General features: G+C 65.0%; 11 protein-coding genes. 4 read left to right on the top strand and 7 right to left on the bottom strand.

Annotation, left to right across the window (positions count from 1 at the left end):
• Positions 1-50: 50 nt before the first annotated feature.
• Entirely contained in the window at positions 51-563 is a 513-nt protein-coding gene (locus PSAL_RS08265) for a winged helix DNA-binding protein (RefSeq protein WP_119838949.1), read from the bottom strand.
• Between the two features lie 165 nt (positions 564-728).
• Between PSAL_RS08265 and PSAL_RS08260 the strand changes: the two genes are divergently transcribed.
• From PSAL_RS08260 to prfB, 3 genes are all read left to right on the top strand, one after another.
• Positions 729-1,946: an N-acetylmuramoyl-L-alanine amidase gene (locus tag PSAL_RS08260; RefSeq protein WP_231388657.1), complete on the top strand. Its 1,218-nt coding sequence runs from the start codon at positions 729-731 to the stop codon at positions 1,944-1,946.
• Between the two features lie 99 nt (positions 1,947-2,045).
• Complete coding sequence (locus PSAL_RS08255; protein WP_119838948.1) at positions 2,046-4,574, top strand: penicillin-binding protein 1A; 2,529 nt, start codon at positions 2,046-2,048, stop codon at positions 4,572-4,574.
• A 134-nt stretch (positions 4,575-4,708) separates the two neighbouring features.
• A complete protein-coding gene (gene prfB / locus PSAL_RS08250; RefSeq protein WP_119838947.1) occupies positions 4,709-5,830 on the top strand; it encodes a peptide chain release factor 2 in 1,122 nt (373 codons plus the stop codon).
• A gap of 140 nt (positions 5,831-5,970) precedes the next feature.
• Here prfB and PSAL_RS08245 read toward each other — a convergent pair whose 3' ends face one another.
• The 6 genes from PSAL_RS08245 to PSAL_RS08220 form a co-directional block, all read right to left on the bottom strand.
• On the bottom strand, positions 5,971-7,008 hold the full coding sequence (locus PSAL_RS08245; protein WP_119838946.1) for an HlyD family secretion protein: 1,038 nt from the start codon (positions 7,006-7,008) through the stop codon (positions 5,971-5,973).
• Positions 7,005-8,666, bottom strand: coding sequence for an efflux MFS transporter permease (locus PSAL_RS08240; RefSeq protein WP_119838945.1), 1,662 nt, complete (start codon positions 8,664-8,666; stop codon positions 7,005-7,007). The genes PSAL_RS08245 and PSAL_RS08240 overlap by 4 nt, the downstream gene beginning before the upstream one ends.
• Positions 8,656-9,090, bottom strand: a complete 435-nt coding sequence (locus tag PSAL_RS08235) for a MarR family winged helix-turn-helix transcriptional regulator (protein WP_119838944.1) — start codon at positions 9,088-9,090, stop codon at positions 8,656-8,658. Before PSAL_RS08235 ends, PSAL_RS08240 begins: the two co-directional genes overlap by 11 nt.
• Positions 9,091-9,254: 164 nt before the next feature.
• Positions 9,255-10,535 carry an MFS transporter gene (locus tag PSAL_RS08230; protein WP_231388656.1) on the bottom strand — a complete coding sequence of 427 codons (1,281 nt, stop codon included), beginning with the start codon at positions 10,533-10,535 and terminating at the stop codon, positions 9,255-9,257.
• A gap of 175 nt (positions 10,536-10,710) precedes the next feature.
• Positions 10,711-14,865, bottom strand: coding sequence for a translocation/assembly module TamB domain-containing protein (locus PSAL_RS08225; RefSeq protein ID WP_119838942.1), 4,155 nt, complete (start codon positions 14,863-14,865; stop codon positions 10,711-10,713).
• Positions 14,866-14,875: 10 nt separating this feature from the next.
• Positions 14,876-16,570, bottom strand: a complete 1,695-nt coding sequence (locus tag PSAL_RS08220) for an autotransporter assembly complex protein TamA (RefSeq protein WP_196222770.1) — start codon at positions 16,568-16,570, stop codon at positions 14,876-14,878.
• A gap of 777 nt (positions 16,571-17,347) precedes the next feature.
• Between PSAL_RS08220 and PSAL_RS08215 the strand changes: the two genes are divergently transcribed.
• Positions 17,348-18,775 (top strand): circularly permuted type 2 ATP-grasp protein, encoded by a 1,428-nt coding sequence (locus PSAL_RS08215; RefSeq protein WP_119838940.1) that lies wholly within the window; start codon positions 17,348-17,350, stop codon positions 18,773-18,775.
• The last annotated feature ends 6 nt before the right edge of the window (positions 18,776-18,781 follow it).

Below are 18,781 nucleotides of genomic sequence, written 5' to 3'. Positions count from 1 at the left end.
GCCCGAAATACTCTGGGGGAGCCGCGCAGCGGCGGGGGCGAAGCCCCGATTCAGAGAGAGGCCGCCGCCCGACTTGCCTGATCGTACTGGCCTGACAGTGCGCGCAGGGAGGCGGCGATCCGGCGCAATTCCTCACCGTCGGCCGAAGCGGTGGGCATGGCGCCCAACAGACATTGCTCGCGGATGCGGCGGTAGGTCTGGCACAGATCACGCCCTTCGGTCGAAGTGCGATAGAAGACTTCCTTGCCGCGCTTTTCACTTTCCAGAAGCTGCAGTTTCAGCAGTTTGCGCAGGGCGTAGTTCACCAGGTGCGTGTCCTCGATGTTCAGCAGAAATGCGATGTCGGACAGACGCTTTTCCCGGTCACGGCTGTTGGTGTTGTGCAGCACCAGGATCTCGAGCGCCGAAAGTTCCGGCATCCCTGCCGCAGCCATGCAGCGCTGCATCCAGCGGGTGAAGGCGTTGTAGGCGATGATCAGACCGTATTCGAATTCGGAGGCTTCCCAGCCTTCGCCCTCGGCAAGGTGGCGGGAGGAGACGATGCGGCGGGGGTTTTCGGTCATGGCAGGGCCTTTTCGCTGACGAATTATCAGGAATTTACCAGCAATATCCCAAAGGACAAAGCTGTGATTGGCGGGGCCTCTCGATTGTGCCGGCAAAGCTGGTATGATCGGCCCAAGGAAGCTTCGGGCGAAACCGGGGCGGCGCGAGGCAGAGGTGGGCGGGTCGTGAAAAGTCTGGGGATGATCCTGCGGGCCGGGATGCTGGCGGTTGCGCTGCTGTCGGGGCAGGGGGCGGTCGGACCGGGGGCCTTGGCGCAAGCGACGCTGGAGGCCGGGCAAAGCCGCATTCGTGACCGGCGCGGTGCTCTGGAGGTCGATCTGCGCCTGACCGTCCCGGTGCCCTATCGCATCTTTAGCCTGAACGATCCGATGCGGATCATCTTCGATTTTGGCGGAGCCGATCTGCCTCTCACGCCGGGCAAGCGGTTGCTGCAATCCAAATCCGTCACGGCGGTGCAGATGGGGCCGGTACAGCCGGGGTGGTCCCGCATGGTTCTGGAACTTGGCGCGCCCATGGTGCTGGACCGCGCAGGGATGACGACCGATGGCGGCAAGGGGCGGCTGCTTGCCCGTTTCGTGGCGAGCGACGCCAGTGCCTTCGACGCCGGGACCGGGGCAGGGCCTGACCCGGACTGGGCGCGGTTGCGTCCTGCGCTGACCCTGCCGGCCCCCGAAGCCGGAGCGCACTTGCGCGTCCTTCTGGATCCGGGCCACGGCGGGCTGGATCCGGGGGCCGAATATGACGGGGTAACGGAATCCCACCTCATGATGACCTTCGCCACCGAGGTGCGTACAGCCTTGATGGGGGCAGGCTTTGACGTGCTTCTGACCCGCAATGGTGATCAGTTCATTCCCCTCGAAACCCGTGTCGAGATGGCCCATGCCCAGGGCGCCGACCTGTTCATCTCGCTTCACGCGGACGCGCTGGCCGAGGGGCGCGCCTGGGGCGCCACGGTCCACACCCTGTCGCCGAGCGCTTCGGACGAAGCGTCGCGCAAGCTGGCAGAGCGGCACCGGCGCGGCGACCTGCTGTCGGGCATCGACCTCAGCCATAGTGACGATGTGGTGGCCGACGTGCTGATGGACCTTGCCCGGATGGAGACGCAGCCGCGCAGCGAGGCGCTGGCCGATGCCATCGTCGGCCAGATGCGCAGCCAAGGATTGCCGCTGAATACGCGGCCCCGTCGCGCAGCGGGCTATTCGGTGCTGAAGGCCCCCGATATTCCCAGTGTGCTCATCGAGACCGGCTTTCTGTCCAGTCCGCGCGATCGGCGCAACCTGACCGATCCGGCCTTTCGCGCCCGGATGGCCGCTGCGGTCCGCGATGCTGTGCTGACCTGGCAGTCTCAGGACCGCGTTCTGGCAGGGCTGCGGCGGCGTTAGGCCGATTGCAGCGGATCGGTTGGATCCAACCCGCTTGTGTTTTGACCGCTCCGCACAGGCACTCTATATGTTCCGCTCAACGAGAGAGGCCCCTCATCCGTGATCAGATTCGTTCTAGCCATCTTCGGCGGTATCTTCACCTTCCTGACCCTCGCGCTGGCGGTCATTGCCCTGTCCATCGGCGCGATCTTCTGGATCTACGGTCAGGACCTGCCCAGCCACGATGCGCTGCAAAGCTATCGCCCCGAGATGATCAGCCGGATCTATTCCTCCGAAGGGCGGATCATCGACGAATTCGCCCGCGAACGCCGGCTCTACGCCCCTGCGGATGAAATCCCGGAACTGGTGAAACACGCCTTCATCTCGGCCGAGGACAAGAATTTCTACACCCACGCCGGCTATGACGTGCGCGGCATCGGCGCGGCCGTGGTCGAGGCGGTCCGGACGCGGGGGCAGACCCTGCGCGGCGCTTCGACGATCCCGCAACAGGTCGCCAAGAACATGTTCCTGTCCGGCGACCGCAAGATCGAGCGCAAGGTGAAGGAAGTCATCCTGGCCTCGCGCCTGGTCGATTCCATGTCCAAGGACAAGATCCTCGAGATTTACCTGAACGAGATCTTCCTTGGGCAAAACTCCTATGGTGTCGCCGCCGCCGCCCAGACTTATTTCAACAAGCCGCTGGATCAGATCGACGCCGCCGAGGCCGCGATCCTGGCTTCGATGCCCAAGGCGCCGTCCGATTACCATCCGGTGCGCGAATACGACCGCTTGCTCGAGCGGCGCAATTACGTCCTGCAGGAAATGCACCAGAACGGTTACTTGAGCGACGACGAATACAACGTTGCCTTTGCCGAGCCGATCCGGTCGGTGCAGGGTGGCGATTTCCCTGCCTTCCGCCAGACCCTGCCGCCGCGCGACTATTTCACCGACGAGATCCGCCGACAGCTGTCGCATGATTTCGGCGAGGAGGAATTCTTTACCGGTGGCTATGCGATCCGGGCGACCATCGACCCCGAAATGCAGGCGCTTGCCGCGACAGCTCTGCGCCACCGCCTGGAATGGTTCGACCGCAACCTCGGCAGCTGGCGTGGTACCGGCGTGACCCTGCCGGCCGAAACCCTCGATGACGAAACCGCCTGGCGCGAGGCCCTGCGAAGCGCGCCCGTGCCGCGCGACATCACCCTTGAACACAAATGGGTGCCGGCGGTCGTGCTTGGCGTCGCGGATCAAAGTCTGACCCTCGGGATCGAAGGCGTGACCAGTGACGACGTCCGCGGCAACAGCGTGCCGCGCGCCGATATCCAGTGGCTGCGGGGCGATTTTCACGACAATTTCACCAAGGGCGACGTGATACTGGTGCGCGAAGTGACCGGCGACAGCGACGGGGCCTTCCTGAACTGGTCGGTCCGCCAGGTACCCGAAGTCGAAGGCGCCTTCATGGCGATGGACGTCAACAACGGCCGCGTGATCGCCATGCAGGGCGGTTTTTCCTACCAGCATTCGGTCTTCAACCGCGCCACGCAGGCACAGCGCCAGCCGGGGTCGTCCTTCAAGCCCTTCGTCTATGCCTCGGCCCTCGACAGCGGCTATACCCCCGCCACCATCGTCGTCGATGCCCCGATCGAGATCGACACACCGGATGGTGTCTGGCGACCCAAGAACTCTTCCAACAAATATTACGGACCGACGCCCCTGCGGACCGGGATCGAACAATCCCGGAACCTGATGACCATCCGCCTGGCGCGTGAGGTCGGCATGGACGTGGTTGCGGAATATGCCGAACGCTTCGGGGTCTATGACGACATGGGGCCCTATCTCGCCAATGCGCTCGGTTCCGAGGAAACGACGTTGTTCAAGATGGTCTCGGCCTATGCGATGTTCGCCAATGGCGGCGAAAGGGTCGAACCGACGCTGGTCGACCGGGTGCAGGATCGCAATGGCCGCACCGTCTATCGCCACGACGACCGGATCTGCGCGGATTGCTACGATGGCAACCTGCCGCGCGGGGAAAGCCCGATCATCGTCAGCAACCGACAACGGGTGATGAACGCCATCACCGCCTATCAGCTGACCTCGATGATGCAGGGTGTGGTGCAGCGCGGGACGGCTTCGGGCGTGGTCAACCTGCCGGTGCCGACCGCCGGCAAGACCGGCACGACCAATGATGCGCGCGACGCCTGGTTCGTCGGCTTCACCTCCAACATCGTGGCGGGGTGCTACATCGGCTACGATAATCCCCGCCCGATGATGGGCGGGCGCGGCTATGGCGGCACGCTCTGCGGGCCGGCCTTTCAGGAATTCATGACACAGGCCGTCAAGAAATTCGGCGGCGGTGATTTCGATCTGCCGCCGGGCGGTCATTTCATCAAGATCGACAGGTTCACCGGCGCGCGTCTGCCCGACGATGCCTCCGGGGCGAATGTGGTTGCCGAATACTTCCGCGACGGCGAAGAGCCGATCTTCGGTGTCTCCTTCGACGGCGGTTTCGCCATGGGCTCCAACCTGCCGCTCTACGAGGAGGCCGCCCAGGCCCAGGGCCAGACCCAGGTCACCACCTCGACCGGCGAAACCACGACCATCGGGCCGCGCGCCGATTTCGGTACCTTGTCGTCGGGCGGCCTCTACTAGCCCTGCGGACGCCGCTTGGGCCAAGGGACAAAGGCGTAGCGGCCGGGCCGCCATGCCTGTCCCGGCCCCTCCCTTGCCCGCGGGCGGGGCTGCTGCTATCACGCGGCTCTGTCATTCAAGGTGAAAGGTGACCCATGCGCGCCGAGGCTCAGAACATCGTTGCCGAGATCGAGAAATCCCTGGAGCTTCTGCGCCAGCGGATGGACTGGGAGACGGTCCAGCACCGGCTGGAAGAGTTCAACGCCCGCGTCGAGGATCCCAACCTCTGGGACGACCCGGCCAAGGCCCAGGCCCTGATGCGTGACCGCCAGGCGCTGGTCGACTCCGTCGCCGTGCACGACAGCATCCAGCAGGAGCTTTCGGACAACGTCGAACTGATCGAGATGGGCGAGATGGAAGACGACGCCGAAGTTGTCGCCGAGGCAGAAGAGGCCCTGAAGGCCCTTGGCGCCAAAGCCGCCGAAAAGGAACTTGAAGCGCTGCTGAACGGCGAGGCCGACAGCAACGACACCTTCCTCGAAATCAACGCCGGCGCCGGCGGCACCGAGGCCTGCGACTGGGCGGCGATGCTGCAGCGGATGTATGTCCGCTGGGCCGAAAAACGTGGCTACAAGGTCGAACTGCAATCCGAGGAAGGCGGCGCCGAAGCGGGCATCAAGTCCTGCGCCTACAAGATCTCGGGGCACAACGCCTATGGCTGGCTGAAATCGGAAAGCGGCGTACACCGGCTGGTGCGGATCTCTCCCTTCGGCAAGGGCACGCGCGAAACCTCCTTTGCCTCGATCTGGGTCTACCCGGTGGTCGACGACAATATCGATATCGAGGTGCAGCCGAACGACATCCGAATCGACACCTACCGGTCGTCGGGGGCAGGGGGCCAGCACGTCAACACCACCGACTCCGCCGTGCGGATCACCCACCATCCCACTGGTATCGTCGTGACCAGTTCGGAAAAATCCCAGCACCAGAACCGCGACATCGCCATGAAGGCGCTGAAATCGCGGCTCTACCAGATGGAACTCGACAAGCGGAACGCGGCCATCAACGAAGCCCATGAAAACAAGGGCTCTGCCGGCTGGGGCAACCAGATCCGCAGCTATGTCCTGCAGCCCTACCAGATGGTCAAGGACCTGCGCACAAACCACGAAACCTCCGATACCTCCGGTGTGCTCGACGGCGCGCTGGACGGCTTCATGGCGGCCACCCTGGCCCTGAACGTCTCGGGAAAAAGCCGCGCCGAAGCCGCCGCCGACTAAGCCTGCCGGCGCACCACTTCACGGTTTCCCTGTTCCAAATATCCCGGGGGAGTCTCCGGCACGGAGACGGGGGCAGAGCCCCCGCGCCCCCTGTAAAAAAAGGTCCGGGGGACAGATCCCCCCGTACCCCCGCCGCCCGGTTACAGCGCGCCGGTCTCGATCTGGACCTCCACCGAAAGACCCGGGGTCAGGACAGGGGCCATTTCCTGTCCTGGGTTGATCGAGATCCGCACCGGCAGCCGCTGCGCGATCTTGGTGAAGTTGCCGGTCGCATTGCTGCTCGACAACAGACTGAACTCCGAGGCCGTCGCCGGTGACAGGCTTTCGACCTGGCCCGAAAATACACGGCCCCCCATCGCATCCACGGCGATCTGCACAGGCTGCCCGATCTGCACCCCGCCCATCCCGGTCTCGCGGAAACTCGCGATTACCCAGATGTCTTTCCCGACGATGGAGACCAGTGATGTGCCGGCGCTGACATATTGCCCGACCCGCGCCGACACCTGCCCCAGCCGGCCATCCACGGGCGCAAGGATCTGGGTGTTCTCAAGGTTGATCCGCGCGGTTTCCAGCGCCGCCTCGGCCTTGGTGATCGCGGCGCGGTAGCTGGCCAGACTGACCCGCGCGGTTTCGATCGCCTCGTTCTGGGCCTCGCTCTGGGCCCGGGCGACTTCGGCCGCGGCGACGGCCTGTTTCCAGGACAGCTCTGCCTGATCCGCCGTCGAGGCAGAGGTGATGCCGCGGTCCTGCAGCGCCTCGATCCGCTTCCATTCCGCTGCTGCGGTTTCTTCGGCGCTTTCAGCGGCCCGGACCGAGGCTTCGGCGGACCGTCCGGTCGCTGCACTGGATTTGACGTTCTGCTCAGCCACCCGCAGGGCCGCCTCGGCCGAGGCCAGGTCGGCTTCGGCCTGTGCCAGCTGCTGGCGATAGATGCGGTCGTCGATCTGCGCGATCAATTCGCCCTCGTGAACCTCTTGGAAATCGGTGACGGGCACCGCGCTCAGCTTGCCCGACAGTTGCGGCGCCAGCACCGTGACCTTGCCGCGCACATAGGCGTTTTCGGTCCGGGGCTGGGCCGGGGAGAAGGGCGGCAGATGCCAGGCGAACAGCATCAGCAGAACGCCGCAGACACCGATCAGCGTGGCGATTGCAGTGGGAAGGATATGGACAGGTTTCATGGCTCTACTCGGGTTGAGGTCTGGTCCGGGCGGGCGGAAAGCCACTTGCTCAGCATGATCTGCAACAGGTGCAGGCACAGCAGGCAGGCGGCGGCAGCGGCCACCAGGAAGATCAGGAAGAAGGCGTCGTTATAAGCCTGGACGTAGGATTGGCTGACGGCCTCGGCGGCGATGTCGCTGACCGCCTGAAGCTTGGCGAGGCTGGTATCCGTGATCACCCCGGCCTTGGCCGTGACCAGCGCCGCGATCCGGTTCAGCACCAGCGGATCCGTGGTGACGATCTGTTCCTTCAGCAGTTGGTAATGCGCGGCCTGCCGGTGGGTGACGTAGGTCGAGAACAGGCCGGATCCGACGACACCGCCAAGGCTCTGGGTCGACAGGAAGACGACGATGAAGCTCAGAAGGTAATTCGGCCCCTTGGCCATGGCGCGGCCAAGGCCGATCATCATCGCAGGCGGCAGGAACAACATGCCGGCAAAGGCGATCATCGCCTGGCTCAGCAGCATCTGTTCGGGGCGGGTCTGCACGGTGGACTGGCTGTCCATCCAGGCCCCGGCCGCGATCAGCAGCAGCGCCGCAAGGTGAAAGAGCGGGATGCGTTCGGCCTTCACCCAGGCAACACAGGCCAGCCCGCCAAGCAGCCCCGCCAGCACGATCACCGCGAACAAGCCGGTCATGGCCGACGGCGCCACCCCAAGGGTGCTGAACAGGCGTGGGGCCCCGGAGCTTTGCTCTGACAGGACCAGCCGGAACAACAGCAGCGTCGCCGTCAGATGCAGCATCGCCGGCGAGGCAAGCCAGCGGATATCGACCAGCGGGGCCGCCCGCCCCAGTTCGATCACCGCCGCCAGCCCAAGGGCCAGCACCGATCCGGCCAGCAGCCAGCCGATCCAGGGTACCGAGGTCCAGTAGTGCAGCGGGCCAAGGATGAAGGCCACGGTCAGGCCGCCAAAGCCGATCGCGATCAGGGAAAAGCTGACAAGATCCGTGGTCTGGATCACTTTCGCGCGCGGCAAGGGCTGCAAGGGCAGCAGGTAGACCAGCGTCGCCGCCAGCATGGCAAGGCCAAGTGCGGTCAGGTGGATGCCCACCAATCCGCCATCCCCGATCAGGGCCGGCGAGACCACCCGCGCAAGGCTAGACCCCGACAGGATCAGCGCCAGGGCCATGGGCAGCCCCCCCCGGATCTTCCAGACGCGGCTCAGTGGTTCCAGCATGTAGAGAAAGGCCAGCGTCGACAGCGACGCCGCCGCCGCGCCGGATAGAAACTGGATGATCACCGCCGAGCGCAGGTCCGAGATCCAGACCGAAGCGAAGGCGACCAGCACATAGATCGCCACGCCGATCTCGGCAAACCGGCGCAACCCGAACTGGGTGCGGATCTTGATCAACAACATCGGCAACGAGGCGCGCGGAATCATGTAGGCCGCCATCAGCCAGCTTGCCTGAGTGGTGGTCACGCCAAGGTCACCCGCGATCTGCTGGATATTGCTCGACACGAAACCCTGGCCCAGCCCCTGGCTGAGCGCCAGAACCAGCGAGGCAAGGAAATAGGGCAGGGCGCGTTTCCACGACATCGCCGGCGCCTCTTCCGGGGCGGTGACCTGTGCCGGCGCGGCGGCGGGCGCTGCACTTGGGGAAGAGGCTTCAGCGGTCATCGCCGCGGATCTCGGTCAGATTGCATGAAATCCGGTCCAGCACATCCCGCGCCTGGGTCAGGTCTTCGGGCGTCAGGCCTTTCAGCGCCTCCTGACGGATCTTTGCGGCAAAACCTTCGACCCGCTCGTGGCGGGCGCGTTCGGTCAGGAACAGTGCCCGTTTGCGCGCATCCCCTTCCAAGCCCCGCCGCTCGACAAAGCCATCGCGTTCCAACGCGTCGATCAACCGCTTGGCCGAAGGGGCTTCGATCTCCAGTTCCTGGGCCAGTTGCGCCTGCGTCGCGCCTTCCATCCGGGCAAGGGTGCGCAGCAGCTTTGAGCGCGACAGGGTCAGCCCGGTGCGCTGCGCATCGGCATCGAACTGGCGTCGCAGTTCCCGGACAACCAACTGGATCGCGTCCAGGATATCGCGCTCTTGCGTCATGGCGGGCCTCTTGGGGATTTAGTTGTTTTGCTAACTTGTTAGCTAGGTAACTAAATCGCGGCGGACCGACGGGCAAGGGGGAGCGACCCGCAGCCAGTGCAGGTCACCCTGTGCGGGAATGAACAGACTTTGGTGGCGGCAGCAGCCCAGGGCGGCCCGTTGACCTAGCGGCGCCCCTGCGCCAAGGCGGCGGCTTCCGGCATCCGGCGCAGGCGGGCCATCGCCCAGATACCGATCAGCGGCCCCGGAACCAGCAGCAGGAAGGCCCATTGCCAGGATCCCATCCACTCGGCGATCACCGGGACCAGCTGGATCGCCGGGATGGTCAGGGCAAAGCCGACGCCGGTTTGCAGGGTCAGCGCGGTGCCTGCCAGATCCGGCGGGGCCAGTTCCGACACGGCAGCCGAGAATTGTGCGCTGTCCCCCAGCACGGTCATCCCCCAAAGCAGGGCAATGGCCGCCAGCAGCCATGGCGGCCCGGCAAAGGCCGTGCCGATCAGCGCCGCGCAACCGGCCGACAGGGCCATAAGGGCGATGGTCGTGTAGCAGCGCCCGATCCGGTCGGACATCCAGCCCGCGATCAGGCTGCCCGGTGCACCCATGGCGATGGCGACGAAGGCCAGCATCTCGGGGGTGGCAAAGGGAAAGGAGGTCAGACCTGCGGACCGGGCGGCGGCGCCATAGGCCAGCAACCAGGCCCAAGCGGCGTATAACTCCCACATATGGCCGAAATAGCCGATATTGGCGAGCATGACCGGTCGGTTGCGCAGGATGGCAAAGGTCTGGCGCGGGTTGAAGACGGCGCGGGCAAAGCCGTGCGGGCCCTCGCGCAGGGCACCGGCAAAGACCAGTGCCGACACGAAGCCAGCCGCGCTGGTGGCGATCACCACCAGTTTCCAGTCCAGTCCGAAGGTCATGGCCCGCACCAGGTGGGGCAGGGACGAGCCAAAGCACAGCCCGGCCAGAAGCAGACCAAGCGCCAGCCCGCGTCCCTTAACGAACCATGTGGCCATCAGCTTCATCGCCGGAGGATAGACCCCGGCGAGGGCGATCCCGGTCACGAAGCGCAGCGCGATGGCAATACCGGGTCCCGGCACGATCAGGAGCGCGAGATTGGCAAGGGCAGCCAGGGCCGCCGAGATCGCAATCAGGCGCGGCAGGGGCACGATGTCGGGCAGGTTCAGAAGGCTGGCAGCGATGGCACCGGCGACAAAGCCTAGCTGCACGGCGATGGTCAGCCAGGCGCTTTGTGTCGCCCCAAGCGACCAGAGCGCGGCGAGATCCGGCGCGATGGCGGTGGCCGAGAACCAGGTGGACATCACCCCGATGACCCCCAGCCCGATCAGCGCAAGCGCCCGCCAGCGGCCCGGTGCCGGACCCATATCCGTTCCGGTGGGCGGCGATACGGGGGGCTGCAAAGCAGAGGGCTGGACGTGTTCAGGCATCAGGCGGGCTTTCATAGGGCGGGGCGGTGGCATTCCGGGCAAAGACCGGCCAAGCATGGCCTGCTGTCATCCCCCGCTGTCAATGTCCAGTGCCCGACGGGCCGCCGGGCAAAGGGAAAACGGGCCGAAGGTTCCCCCTCGGCCCGTTCGGGTAGCCTATCGGGCAAGGCGCGACCTAGTAATCCCTTTCGAAGAAGATCCCGAGAGATGTATCGCCGTCCGAGGTTGCCTCGGCCTTGGCGGTCACATCGTCCGAGACATCGAAGTTGAGCGTCAGGCTGGTTTCGCCATCGCCCGTGACCTCGGTTTCTGAATAGACGCCATTGGCGAAATACTTGCCCAGGGTCAGGCTGGTCTGGCCGTCGTCGTTGGTCGAGACATCCAGTTCATCCAGCCCGGTCCCGGCGCGCAGTTTTTCAAATAGCCCGCCATTGCCGGATCCGGTCAGGGTGGCCACGGCGCTGGCCAGTTCGGCGGCCTGAAGCGGGCTTAGCGAATTCAGCCCGCTTCCGAAGAACAGCTGCGACAGCACCTCGTCCTCGGGCAGATCCGGATCCGAGGTGAACTCGACCTCGGGTTCGATCACGCTGCCGTCGATCGAGATGGTTATCACGTAGTCGCCGCTTTCGGATTCCGCGACGAAGTGGATGATCGGCTCGAAGCTGCCGGCAAGCTGGACATAGCCTTCGGTCAGGTCGATCCGCTTTGCCACGATATCGAGCCGTCCGCGCACCAGGTCGAACTGGCCGACCGGACGGATATCGGCAGTGGTGCCCTGGATCGTAAGACCGCCACGCAGTTCCGCATCAAGGCCACGGCCCCGGATGAAGATCGCGTTATCGGCCACGATCTGCAAATCGAGGTTCAGCGGTGGCGCGGCTGTGCCGGACCCGCCGCCGGCCTGCGACGTCTCGGTCAGCACCAGCCCGGCGCGATCCCGCGTCAGGTAGCTGCCCCTGGGTTCGCTGAGATGGCGGATGTCGGGTATGGCCTCCGGCCCGCCCAGGCCGGTGTCGGCCAGACGGATCTCGGTATTCGTCAGGCCGATGCGACCCGTCACCGACCCGCCCCCGGTCAGCGCACCGCGCACCGCGACGGTGCCGTTCAGTTCGGTGGTGGCAAAGCTGCCCTGGTTGACGATGAAGCTGGCGAAGGTCACGTCGACATTGGCGTTATAGGGCGCATTCAGATCGACCGGTCCGGCGATGGTCAGCCGCCCGCCGTCCTGTGGCGCGACTGTCATCTGCACGTTGGCCCGGCTGCCACCCAGACCGATTGTGCCAGAGATGTTGTTGATCACCTGGCCCAGAGCGGGGGCAACCACGCGGCCATCGCTCAGCCTGATCTGACCGCTCAGCGCGTCAAGGCCGGGCTGTCCGTTCAGCGCCAGGTCGAAGGCTGCCGTGCCGGAAACGGACCGCGGCGAGATGAAGCCGTTGGCCAGCCCCAGCGGCACCGAGCCGTTGACCGTGACATCGACCGAGCCATCGGGCTTGGCGACCAGACCGGCAACCCTGGCCTGCGCCCCGGCGGGGCCGTCCGCCGTCACATTGACCGAGATCGCCCCGCTCGTGTCGGGGCGGACCGCGCCCTTGACGGTCAGCGGGCCGTTCATCTGCGGCGACAGGCGGTTCATGTTGTCGAGCCGGGCGTCGAAGTCCATCTTCGGCCCTTCCTCGTCCACGACACCCGAGGCCGTTGCGGTGATCGCCCGCGAGGTAAAGCTGGCTTCGTCGATGCGGATACCGCCACCGGCGGCCCTGCTGACATCGGCCCGCAGGGTGCTGTCGTCGGCGAAAAGCGAGTCGACCAGATCGTTGCCGATCCCCATGTCCTGCCCCTTGCCATCGGCGACGACGCGATAGGCGCCCTCGGATCCGGTGACCTTCAGCGTCAGATCGACCGGCCCGGCCTGTTCGCCAAGCGGGGCGGCGGAATTGGGCAGGCCAAGGCTGGCACTGAAATCCAGCGTGCCGTCATCCATCGTCCCGGAGGCATTCAGCGTCAGCCCCGGCGATTCCACACGGGCGCGGTGCAGGGTGATCAGGGTGCCGTCGACCGTTGCGTCGGCCTCCAGCCCAAGACGGCCCTGCAACAGGTTGTCCACCGCTTCGATCCCGATGCCAAGCTGGTCACCCCCACCCGAAAGCTGCGCATGGATCACGCCGCCTGCCTCGGTGCGGACCTGGCCATTCAGACTGAGAGGTCCGGCATTGCCGCCTGTGAAGACACCGGAATTGGCAAGGCGCGCCGAAAAGTCCAGCGCCATGGCCGCCGGATCAAGGCTGCCGTCGGCCTGAACCCGCAGCTCTCCGGTTTCGATCAGGGCGTTTTCAAGGTCCGGTGCACCCTCGTTGGGCAGGTTCAGCGCGAAGTCCAGGTCAAGCTTGCCGGCCAGAAGGTTGTCGACCGCTTCGATCCCGACGGCGATGTCGGTGCCACCACCCGAACCGGTCAGATGCATGGCCTCTTCGGTCTGGGTCACGGCGCCGCCAAAGGTCACGGGACCCGATTGTGTGCCCGTCATCACCCCGGCATCGGCCAGGGTCAGGGCATAGGTGATCTCGCCGTCATTGCTGGCCAGGCGACCCTCGGCGGTGGCCTGAAGGGCCTCGTTGCCGATGTCGAGCTTGTGGACCGTCAGCCCGGTCTCGTTGCGTTCGACATCCACGTCCAGTGCGACAGGTGTTGCCAGCAGGGCATCGGCCTGTTCGATCCCGGTACGCAGGTTGTCGCCCGACCCGGTGGCCGTCAGACGCATCTCGCCCGAGGGCAGGGTCATGTCGAGCGTCACATCCACGGCCGTCTGACCGGCGAGGCCTTCCAGTCCGGCAAGGGCGGAAAAGGCCGACAGATCGGACACATCGGCCTGAGCCGCGACCGAGACATTGGCCTTCTTTTCCTCGGTTTCGAAACTGGCAGAGCCTGTCAGGGCCACGACATCGTTGTTGAACACAAGGTCGCGGATCTCGACCGGGCCTTCGCCGAAGCCGATCGTGGCCGAGCCTGTCACCGCGTCCCCGACCGCCTGGGCCAGGGCGGGATCATCGGTCGAAAGGCCGCTGGCATCGAATGCGATGCCCACCTGGCCTGCGCCGTCCTTGGGCAGGGCGCCCGAGATATCCAGCGCCAGCGTGTCGGCAGCAAAGCCCTGAGCGGCGGGCGCACGCGCCTCGATCCGACCGGTAATCGCATCCGACTGGCTGCGGTCGAAGTCCAGTTTCAGGTCGGCCCCGGCCAGCGAAATACCTTCACCGAAGGGCAGATCGACCCGGTCCGCACCCTGAGGCGAGGCGATCTGGCCGGTCAGGTCAAAGAACGACGGCTGCTTGTCGGCGTCCAGCGCCAGCTTGCCTTCCATGTTCAGCGCGGCGGATCTGACGCGGAACAGATCAAGATTGATCGCCCCGTCACTATCCTGACTCCCGGTGGCGACTAGGCCGATATCGGTGCCCATGAAGTCGCGGTAATCCGGTGCGGCCAGCGCGGTCAGGTCGCCCCCGAGGTTGAGATTGAATTCACGGCCCCCGTCGTCGCGCCCGGTAATCGCGGCCTTGCCGGTCAGGCGGTCCTCACCATCCGTGGCAAGGCGCAGATCGGCGGCGAAATTGTCCAGCGGGCCCTCGCCATTCACGGTCAGGTCGACCGAAGGGAGACCCGGAAGCTGCATCAGATGCGCCAGAATCCCGCCCTCGGGTTCCTGCACCGTCAGGTCGACGGTGATCTGTTCGTTGTCAGGCGCATAGGCGGCGGTGACGGAAATCTCGCCGTCGCGGTCCAGCCGGTCGATCTGGATGTCGGTATCCAGTCCGCCATTGGCCAGGGCGGCCTTGCCGGTCAGCGACAGGACAGCGGCCTGCCCGAAGACCGGTTCGCGCAGATCAACCTTGTCCAGACGCATCTGGTCGAGGTTGATCGATACCGGCAGGTCCGGCAGCGAAAAGCCCGAAGATTCCGGCGCCGGGGCCGAGGTATCCTCGACCGTGGGTGGCAGGCGGTAGATGGTCAGGCTTTCGGCCGTCAGTTCGTTGATCTGAAGACGGCCGCGCAGCAGCGCAAGGCGGCGCCAGTCCAGCACGGCGTTGTCCAGTTCGAGCCAGATGCCGTCGTCATCGGCGATGGTCATCTTGCCGAGGGTTGCCTGGGTCGACAGCGCGCCTTCGAAGCCGGTGATGCGCACTTCGCGACCGGCGCTGGACAGCACCTTCTGCAGGGTGCGCGACAGGAAATTCGCGCCGTCGTCTTCGTCTGCATCCTGCGCCAGAAGGACCGGGGCAGGCAGCAGCAGCGCCGTGAGGGCTGCAAGGGTGATCAGGTATTTACGCAACATTGCCCGTTCCTCAGAATGCCTGACCGATCCCGACGTACATCGAGATCGCGTCACTGTCGCCGGTCACCGGCACTGCAAGATCCAGCCGGATCGGCCCGATCGGCGTGAAGTAGCGCAGGCCAAGGCCCGCGCCGCCCTGCCATTCGCCGCCGGTAAAGGTCTCGTCCTCGGCGACATAGCCGTAGTCGACGAATACCGCCCCGCCGATGGTGTCGGTGAACTTGCTGCGCACTTCGGTGCTGATCGCGGCATAGCTGCGTCCGCCGGTGGTGACCGATCCGTTGGTCACGCCGAGCGACTTGTAGCCCTGTCCGCGCACCGATCCGCCGCCACCCGAATAGAACAGCCAGTCCGAAGGCGTGTTGACGATCGACGGACCGACGACCGACCCCACTTGCAGCCAACCGGCCAGTACCAGCTTTTCACTGCCCAGCATCTGGTAGGCCCGCAGGTCCGCTTCGCTGCGCACGCCCGAGGAATCGACCCCGTTCAGACCGACAAAGGGCGTGACCTCCACATCGGCGTAAAAGCCCTTGGTGGCGTCGAATTCACTGTTGCGGTTGTCCCAGGTCAGCCCGCCGGTCGTGGTGAAATGCAGGAAATCGCGGGTCCCGAGGTCATCGCGCGACCGGTTCAGCCGCAGGCCGACTTCCAACGATCCGGTAAGGTCCTCGTTGATGTAGCGTTCCAGCCCGACGGTCAGCGCGCCGACATCGGACAGGTAATCCGGCTCATCCTCGCGGCTCAGCTCGAAGCCGAAGACAAGGTCCATGTCGGGATGGTGGAAGGCCGGCCGGGTCAGGCTGCCTTCCAGCGAATAGTCGATGCCGCCGTAATAGCCGCCGGTATCGACGCCCAGACCTTCGATTTCGGCATCAAAGCGCAGCCGCTCGGCCCCGCCCCAGAGGTTTCGGTTCATCCAGTAGCCGCTGAGGCTGAGGCCTTCGGTGCTGGAAATCTCGACGCCTGCGCCGATCCGGTGCAGCCTGGCATCCCGGACCTCGATGGTGGTTCCCAGCGTATCCCCGGCAGAGGCATGGTCGTCCTCGGTGACCACGGCCGAGGAAAAGGCCCCCGTGCGGCGCATCCGGTCGGCGGCCTTGGAGACCTCGTCGGGATCATAGACCTCGCCTTCCGGCAGACCGGCGATTTCGAGGATGCGTTCGGGGCGGACGTTGCTGTCATAGCTGTCGGGCGACAGGGTGACGGTGCCGAAGGTCAGCTGCGGCCCCGGCGTGACGTCGAAACTGGCCGCGACTTTTGAATCGGCGTGATTGGCGGTGATCTGCTGCCCGGTCACATCGGCCAGCGGATAGCCTGCCTGGCGCCAGTCGGTGATACCGGTGCGTCCGGCCTGGCGGATCACGCTGGTCTTGGCAGTAGCCCCGACGGTGAAGCCTGCCGGTGGCTCGGATCCGGTGGGCAGGGGGTCGATCTCGGCCTGCGAAAAGGTGAACAGCGGGCCGGGTTCGACCGAGATCAGAATTTTCTCGGCCGTCACGTTGCGTTGCAAGGCCGAGACATCGACCGCCTCGCGCCCGTCGATCTTGATCGAGACATCGGGGCCGAAATAGCCTTCGTCATACAGGGCGGCGATCATGCGCTTGTAATCGGCCTTGGCGGCGGCAATCAGTTCCTGCGCATCCGTGATCTCGTCCGTCTCGACGGCCTTTACCGACAGCGAGGCGGCGCGGAGCGTCTTCACCAGGTCTTCGTCGCTGCCGGCGTTCAGGACGACTTCGGCGGCGTTCGGCGCGGTGAGGGGGGTCAGGGAAAGAAGGCAGCCTAGAGCGGTGGCTCGGGCTAGGGATGGGCGCCTGTGCATAGTCGCGCGGATCCTCTGGCATGGGGCTTGGCGCCGGGTCATGACCTGACGCCGTATTGCGTCCAGGCCGCCCGATGCGGAACTCATGCGGCCTACGGTAGAGCGATGCCTGTCCATTGACCAGAAAGAGTTAATCACTTTCGCACGGCCGTGGCGGAATGGTGCCTTGGCGCAAGGGCGCGCGCAGGGGCGTTGTCCGCCGTGTGAACGGAGTGACAACTGGCCTTGCCACTGCCCGCGTGCTGCTGTCCGGCCGCGCCGCAACCCGGTATGGGGGTGCCCTGGCGTCGCCTTGCAGCCGTGAAACAGGAAAGCTGCGTATTGTGCTGGATTTTCGGGTGCCGCGTGTTACCGTTAGCTAAACCCTTGAGGCCCTGCGGGATTTCCCGCCGGGCGGCGTCGCGCCACGGGGAGCAGATTGCGAGGAGCAGGACAAGGGAGGCGCGCGACGAAGAGGGATTGGCAGGGTGTCACCGACGGGGAGGACCGCAGGTGGGACATCGGGCCGATTTCGACAAGGGCGCAAGATTTTTGTGCAGCGCGGCGCAAAAGCGATTTGCATTTCGGAGGTTTACGCGGAACCGCTCTCGCTTACCGGCAGAGCCTCTGCAACGATCCCTCCAATGATGCCCAAGGGAAAAGGGTCTGAGGGTGGAGATGGACGAACGGAAGTTCTTTGACGAGATGGCGCAAGCGGGCGAAGCCCCCCGGGCGCCTTATGCCGAATACGCCGAATGGTTTTCCGGGGAAGATCCCCGGACCCTGCTGAAGAAGTCCGCCGAGGCAGAGACTTTCTTTCGGCGGATCGGCATCACCTTCAATGTCTACGGTCAGAAGGATGCGCAGGAACGCCTGATCCCCTTCGATATCGTGCCCCGGATCATCGCCGCGCAGGAATGGCGGGTGCTGGAAAAGGGCATCGAACAGCGGGTTCGCGCGCTGAACGCCTTTCTGGCCGATATCTACAACCGTCAGGAAATCCTGAAGGCCGGACGCCTGCCGGAACATATCATTTCGCGCAACGCGGCCTTCCTGCCGCAGATGATCGGCATGATGCCTCCGGGCGGGGTCTATACCCATATCGTCGGCACCGATCTGGTGCGCACCGGCGAAAACGAATTCTACGTTCTGGAAGACAATGCGCGCACGCCCTCCGGCGTCTCCTACATGTTGGAGAACCGCGAGACGATGCTGCAGATGTTCCCGGAACTGTTCAGCAAGATGAAGGTCCGCCCGGTTTCCAGCTATCCGGCCGAGCTGCGCCGGTCGCTGTCCGACTGCGCGCCGCCCAATTTCGACGGGGTAAAGCCCTCGGTCGCCGTGCTGACGCCGGGCATCCACAATTCGGCTTATTTCGAACACAGCTTTCTGGCCGACCAGATGGGTGCGGAGCTGGTCGAGGCGAATGACCTCAAGGTCATCGGCGGCAAGGTGCAGATGCGGACCACCCGCGGCTACAAGCCGATCGACGTGATCTACCGCCGGGTCGATGATGAATACCTCGACCCGCTCAGCTTCAATCCCGAAAGCATGTTGGGCGTGCCGGGTATCATGGATGTCTACCGCGCCGGCAATATCACCATCGCCAATGCACCGGGCACCGGGATCGCGGACGACAAGGCGCTTTATTCCTACATGCCCGACATCGTGGAATTCTACACCGGTGAAAAGGCCATCCTGAAGAACGTGCCGACCTGGCGCTGTTCGGAAGAAGACAGCCTGAAATACGTGCTCGACAACCTGGCCGACCTTGTCGTGAAGGAAGTCCACGGCTCCGGCGGGTACGGCATGCTGGTGGGGCCCGCGGCCTCGAAAAAGGAAATCGCCGCTTTCAAGGACAAGCTGATCGCGCGGCCCGACAACTATGTGGCCCAGCCAACGCTGGCCCTGTCGACGGTGCCGATCATGACCAAGAAGGGGCTTGCGCCACGCCACGTGGACCTGCGCCCCTTCGTGCTGGTGGCACCTGGACGGGTGCATATCACCGCCGGCGGGCTGACGCGCGTCGCACTGAAGGAGGGCAGCCTTGTGGTCAACTCCTCTCAGGGTGGCGGAACGAAAGACACCTGGGTTCTGGGGGACTGATCAGAC

Source organism: Pseudooceanicola algae (genome assembly GCF_003590145.2).
GTDB classification, from domain to species: Bacteria; Pseudomonadota; Alphaproteobacteria; order Rhodobacterales; family Rhodobacteraceae; genus Pseudooceanicola; species Pseudooceanicola algae.
Note: the sequence above shows the minus strand (reverse complement) of the source record. Positions and strands in the feature narration are given on the sequence as shown.

What these genes read in the sequence shown, in the direction of transcription:
- prfB (WP_119838947.1), top strand. Translation starts at nt 4,709, where the DNA reads ATGCGCGCCGAGGCTCAGAACATCGTTGCCGAGATCGAGAAATCCCTG.
- PSAL_RS08240 (WP_119838945.1), bottom strand. Translation starts at nt 8,666, where the DNA reads ATGACCGCTGAAGCCTCTTCCCCAAGTGCAGCGCCCGCCGCCGCGCCG.
- PSAL_RS08230 (WP_231388656.1), bottom strand. Translation starts at nt 10,535, where the DNA reads ATGCCTGAACACGTCCAGCCCTCTGCTTTGCAGCCCCCCGTATCGCCG.
- PSAL_RS08225 (WP_119838942.1), bottom strand. Translation starts at nt 14,865, where the DNA reads ATGTTGCGTAAATACCTGATCACCCTTGCAGCCCTCACGGCGCTGCTG.
- PSAL_RS08235 (WP_119838944.1), bottom strand. Translation starts at nt 9,090, where the DNA reads ATGACGCAAGAGCGCGATATCCTGGACGCGATCCAGTTGGTTGTCCGG.
- PSAL_RS08215 (WP_119838940.1), top strand. Translation starts at nt 17,348, where the DNA reads ATGGACGAACGGAAGTTCTTTGACGAGATGGCGCAAGCGGGCGAAGCC.
- PSAL_RS08245 (WP_119838946.1), bottom strand. Translation starts at nt 7,008, where the DNA reads ATGAAACCTGTCCATATCCTTCCCACTGCAATCGCCACGCTGATCGGT.
- PSAL_RS08265 (WP_119838949.1), bottom strand. Translation starts at nt 563, where the DNA reads ATGACCGAAAACCCCCGCCGCATCGTCTCCTCCCGCCACCTTGCCGAG.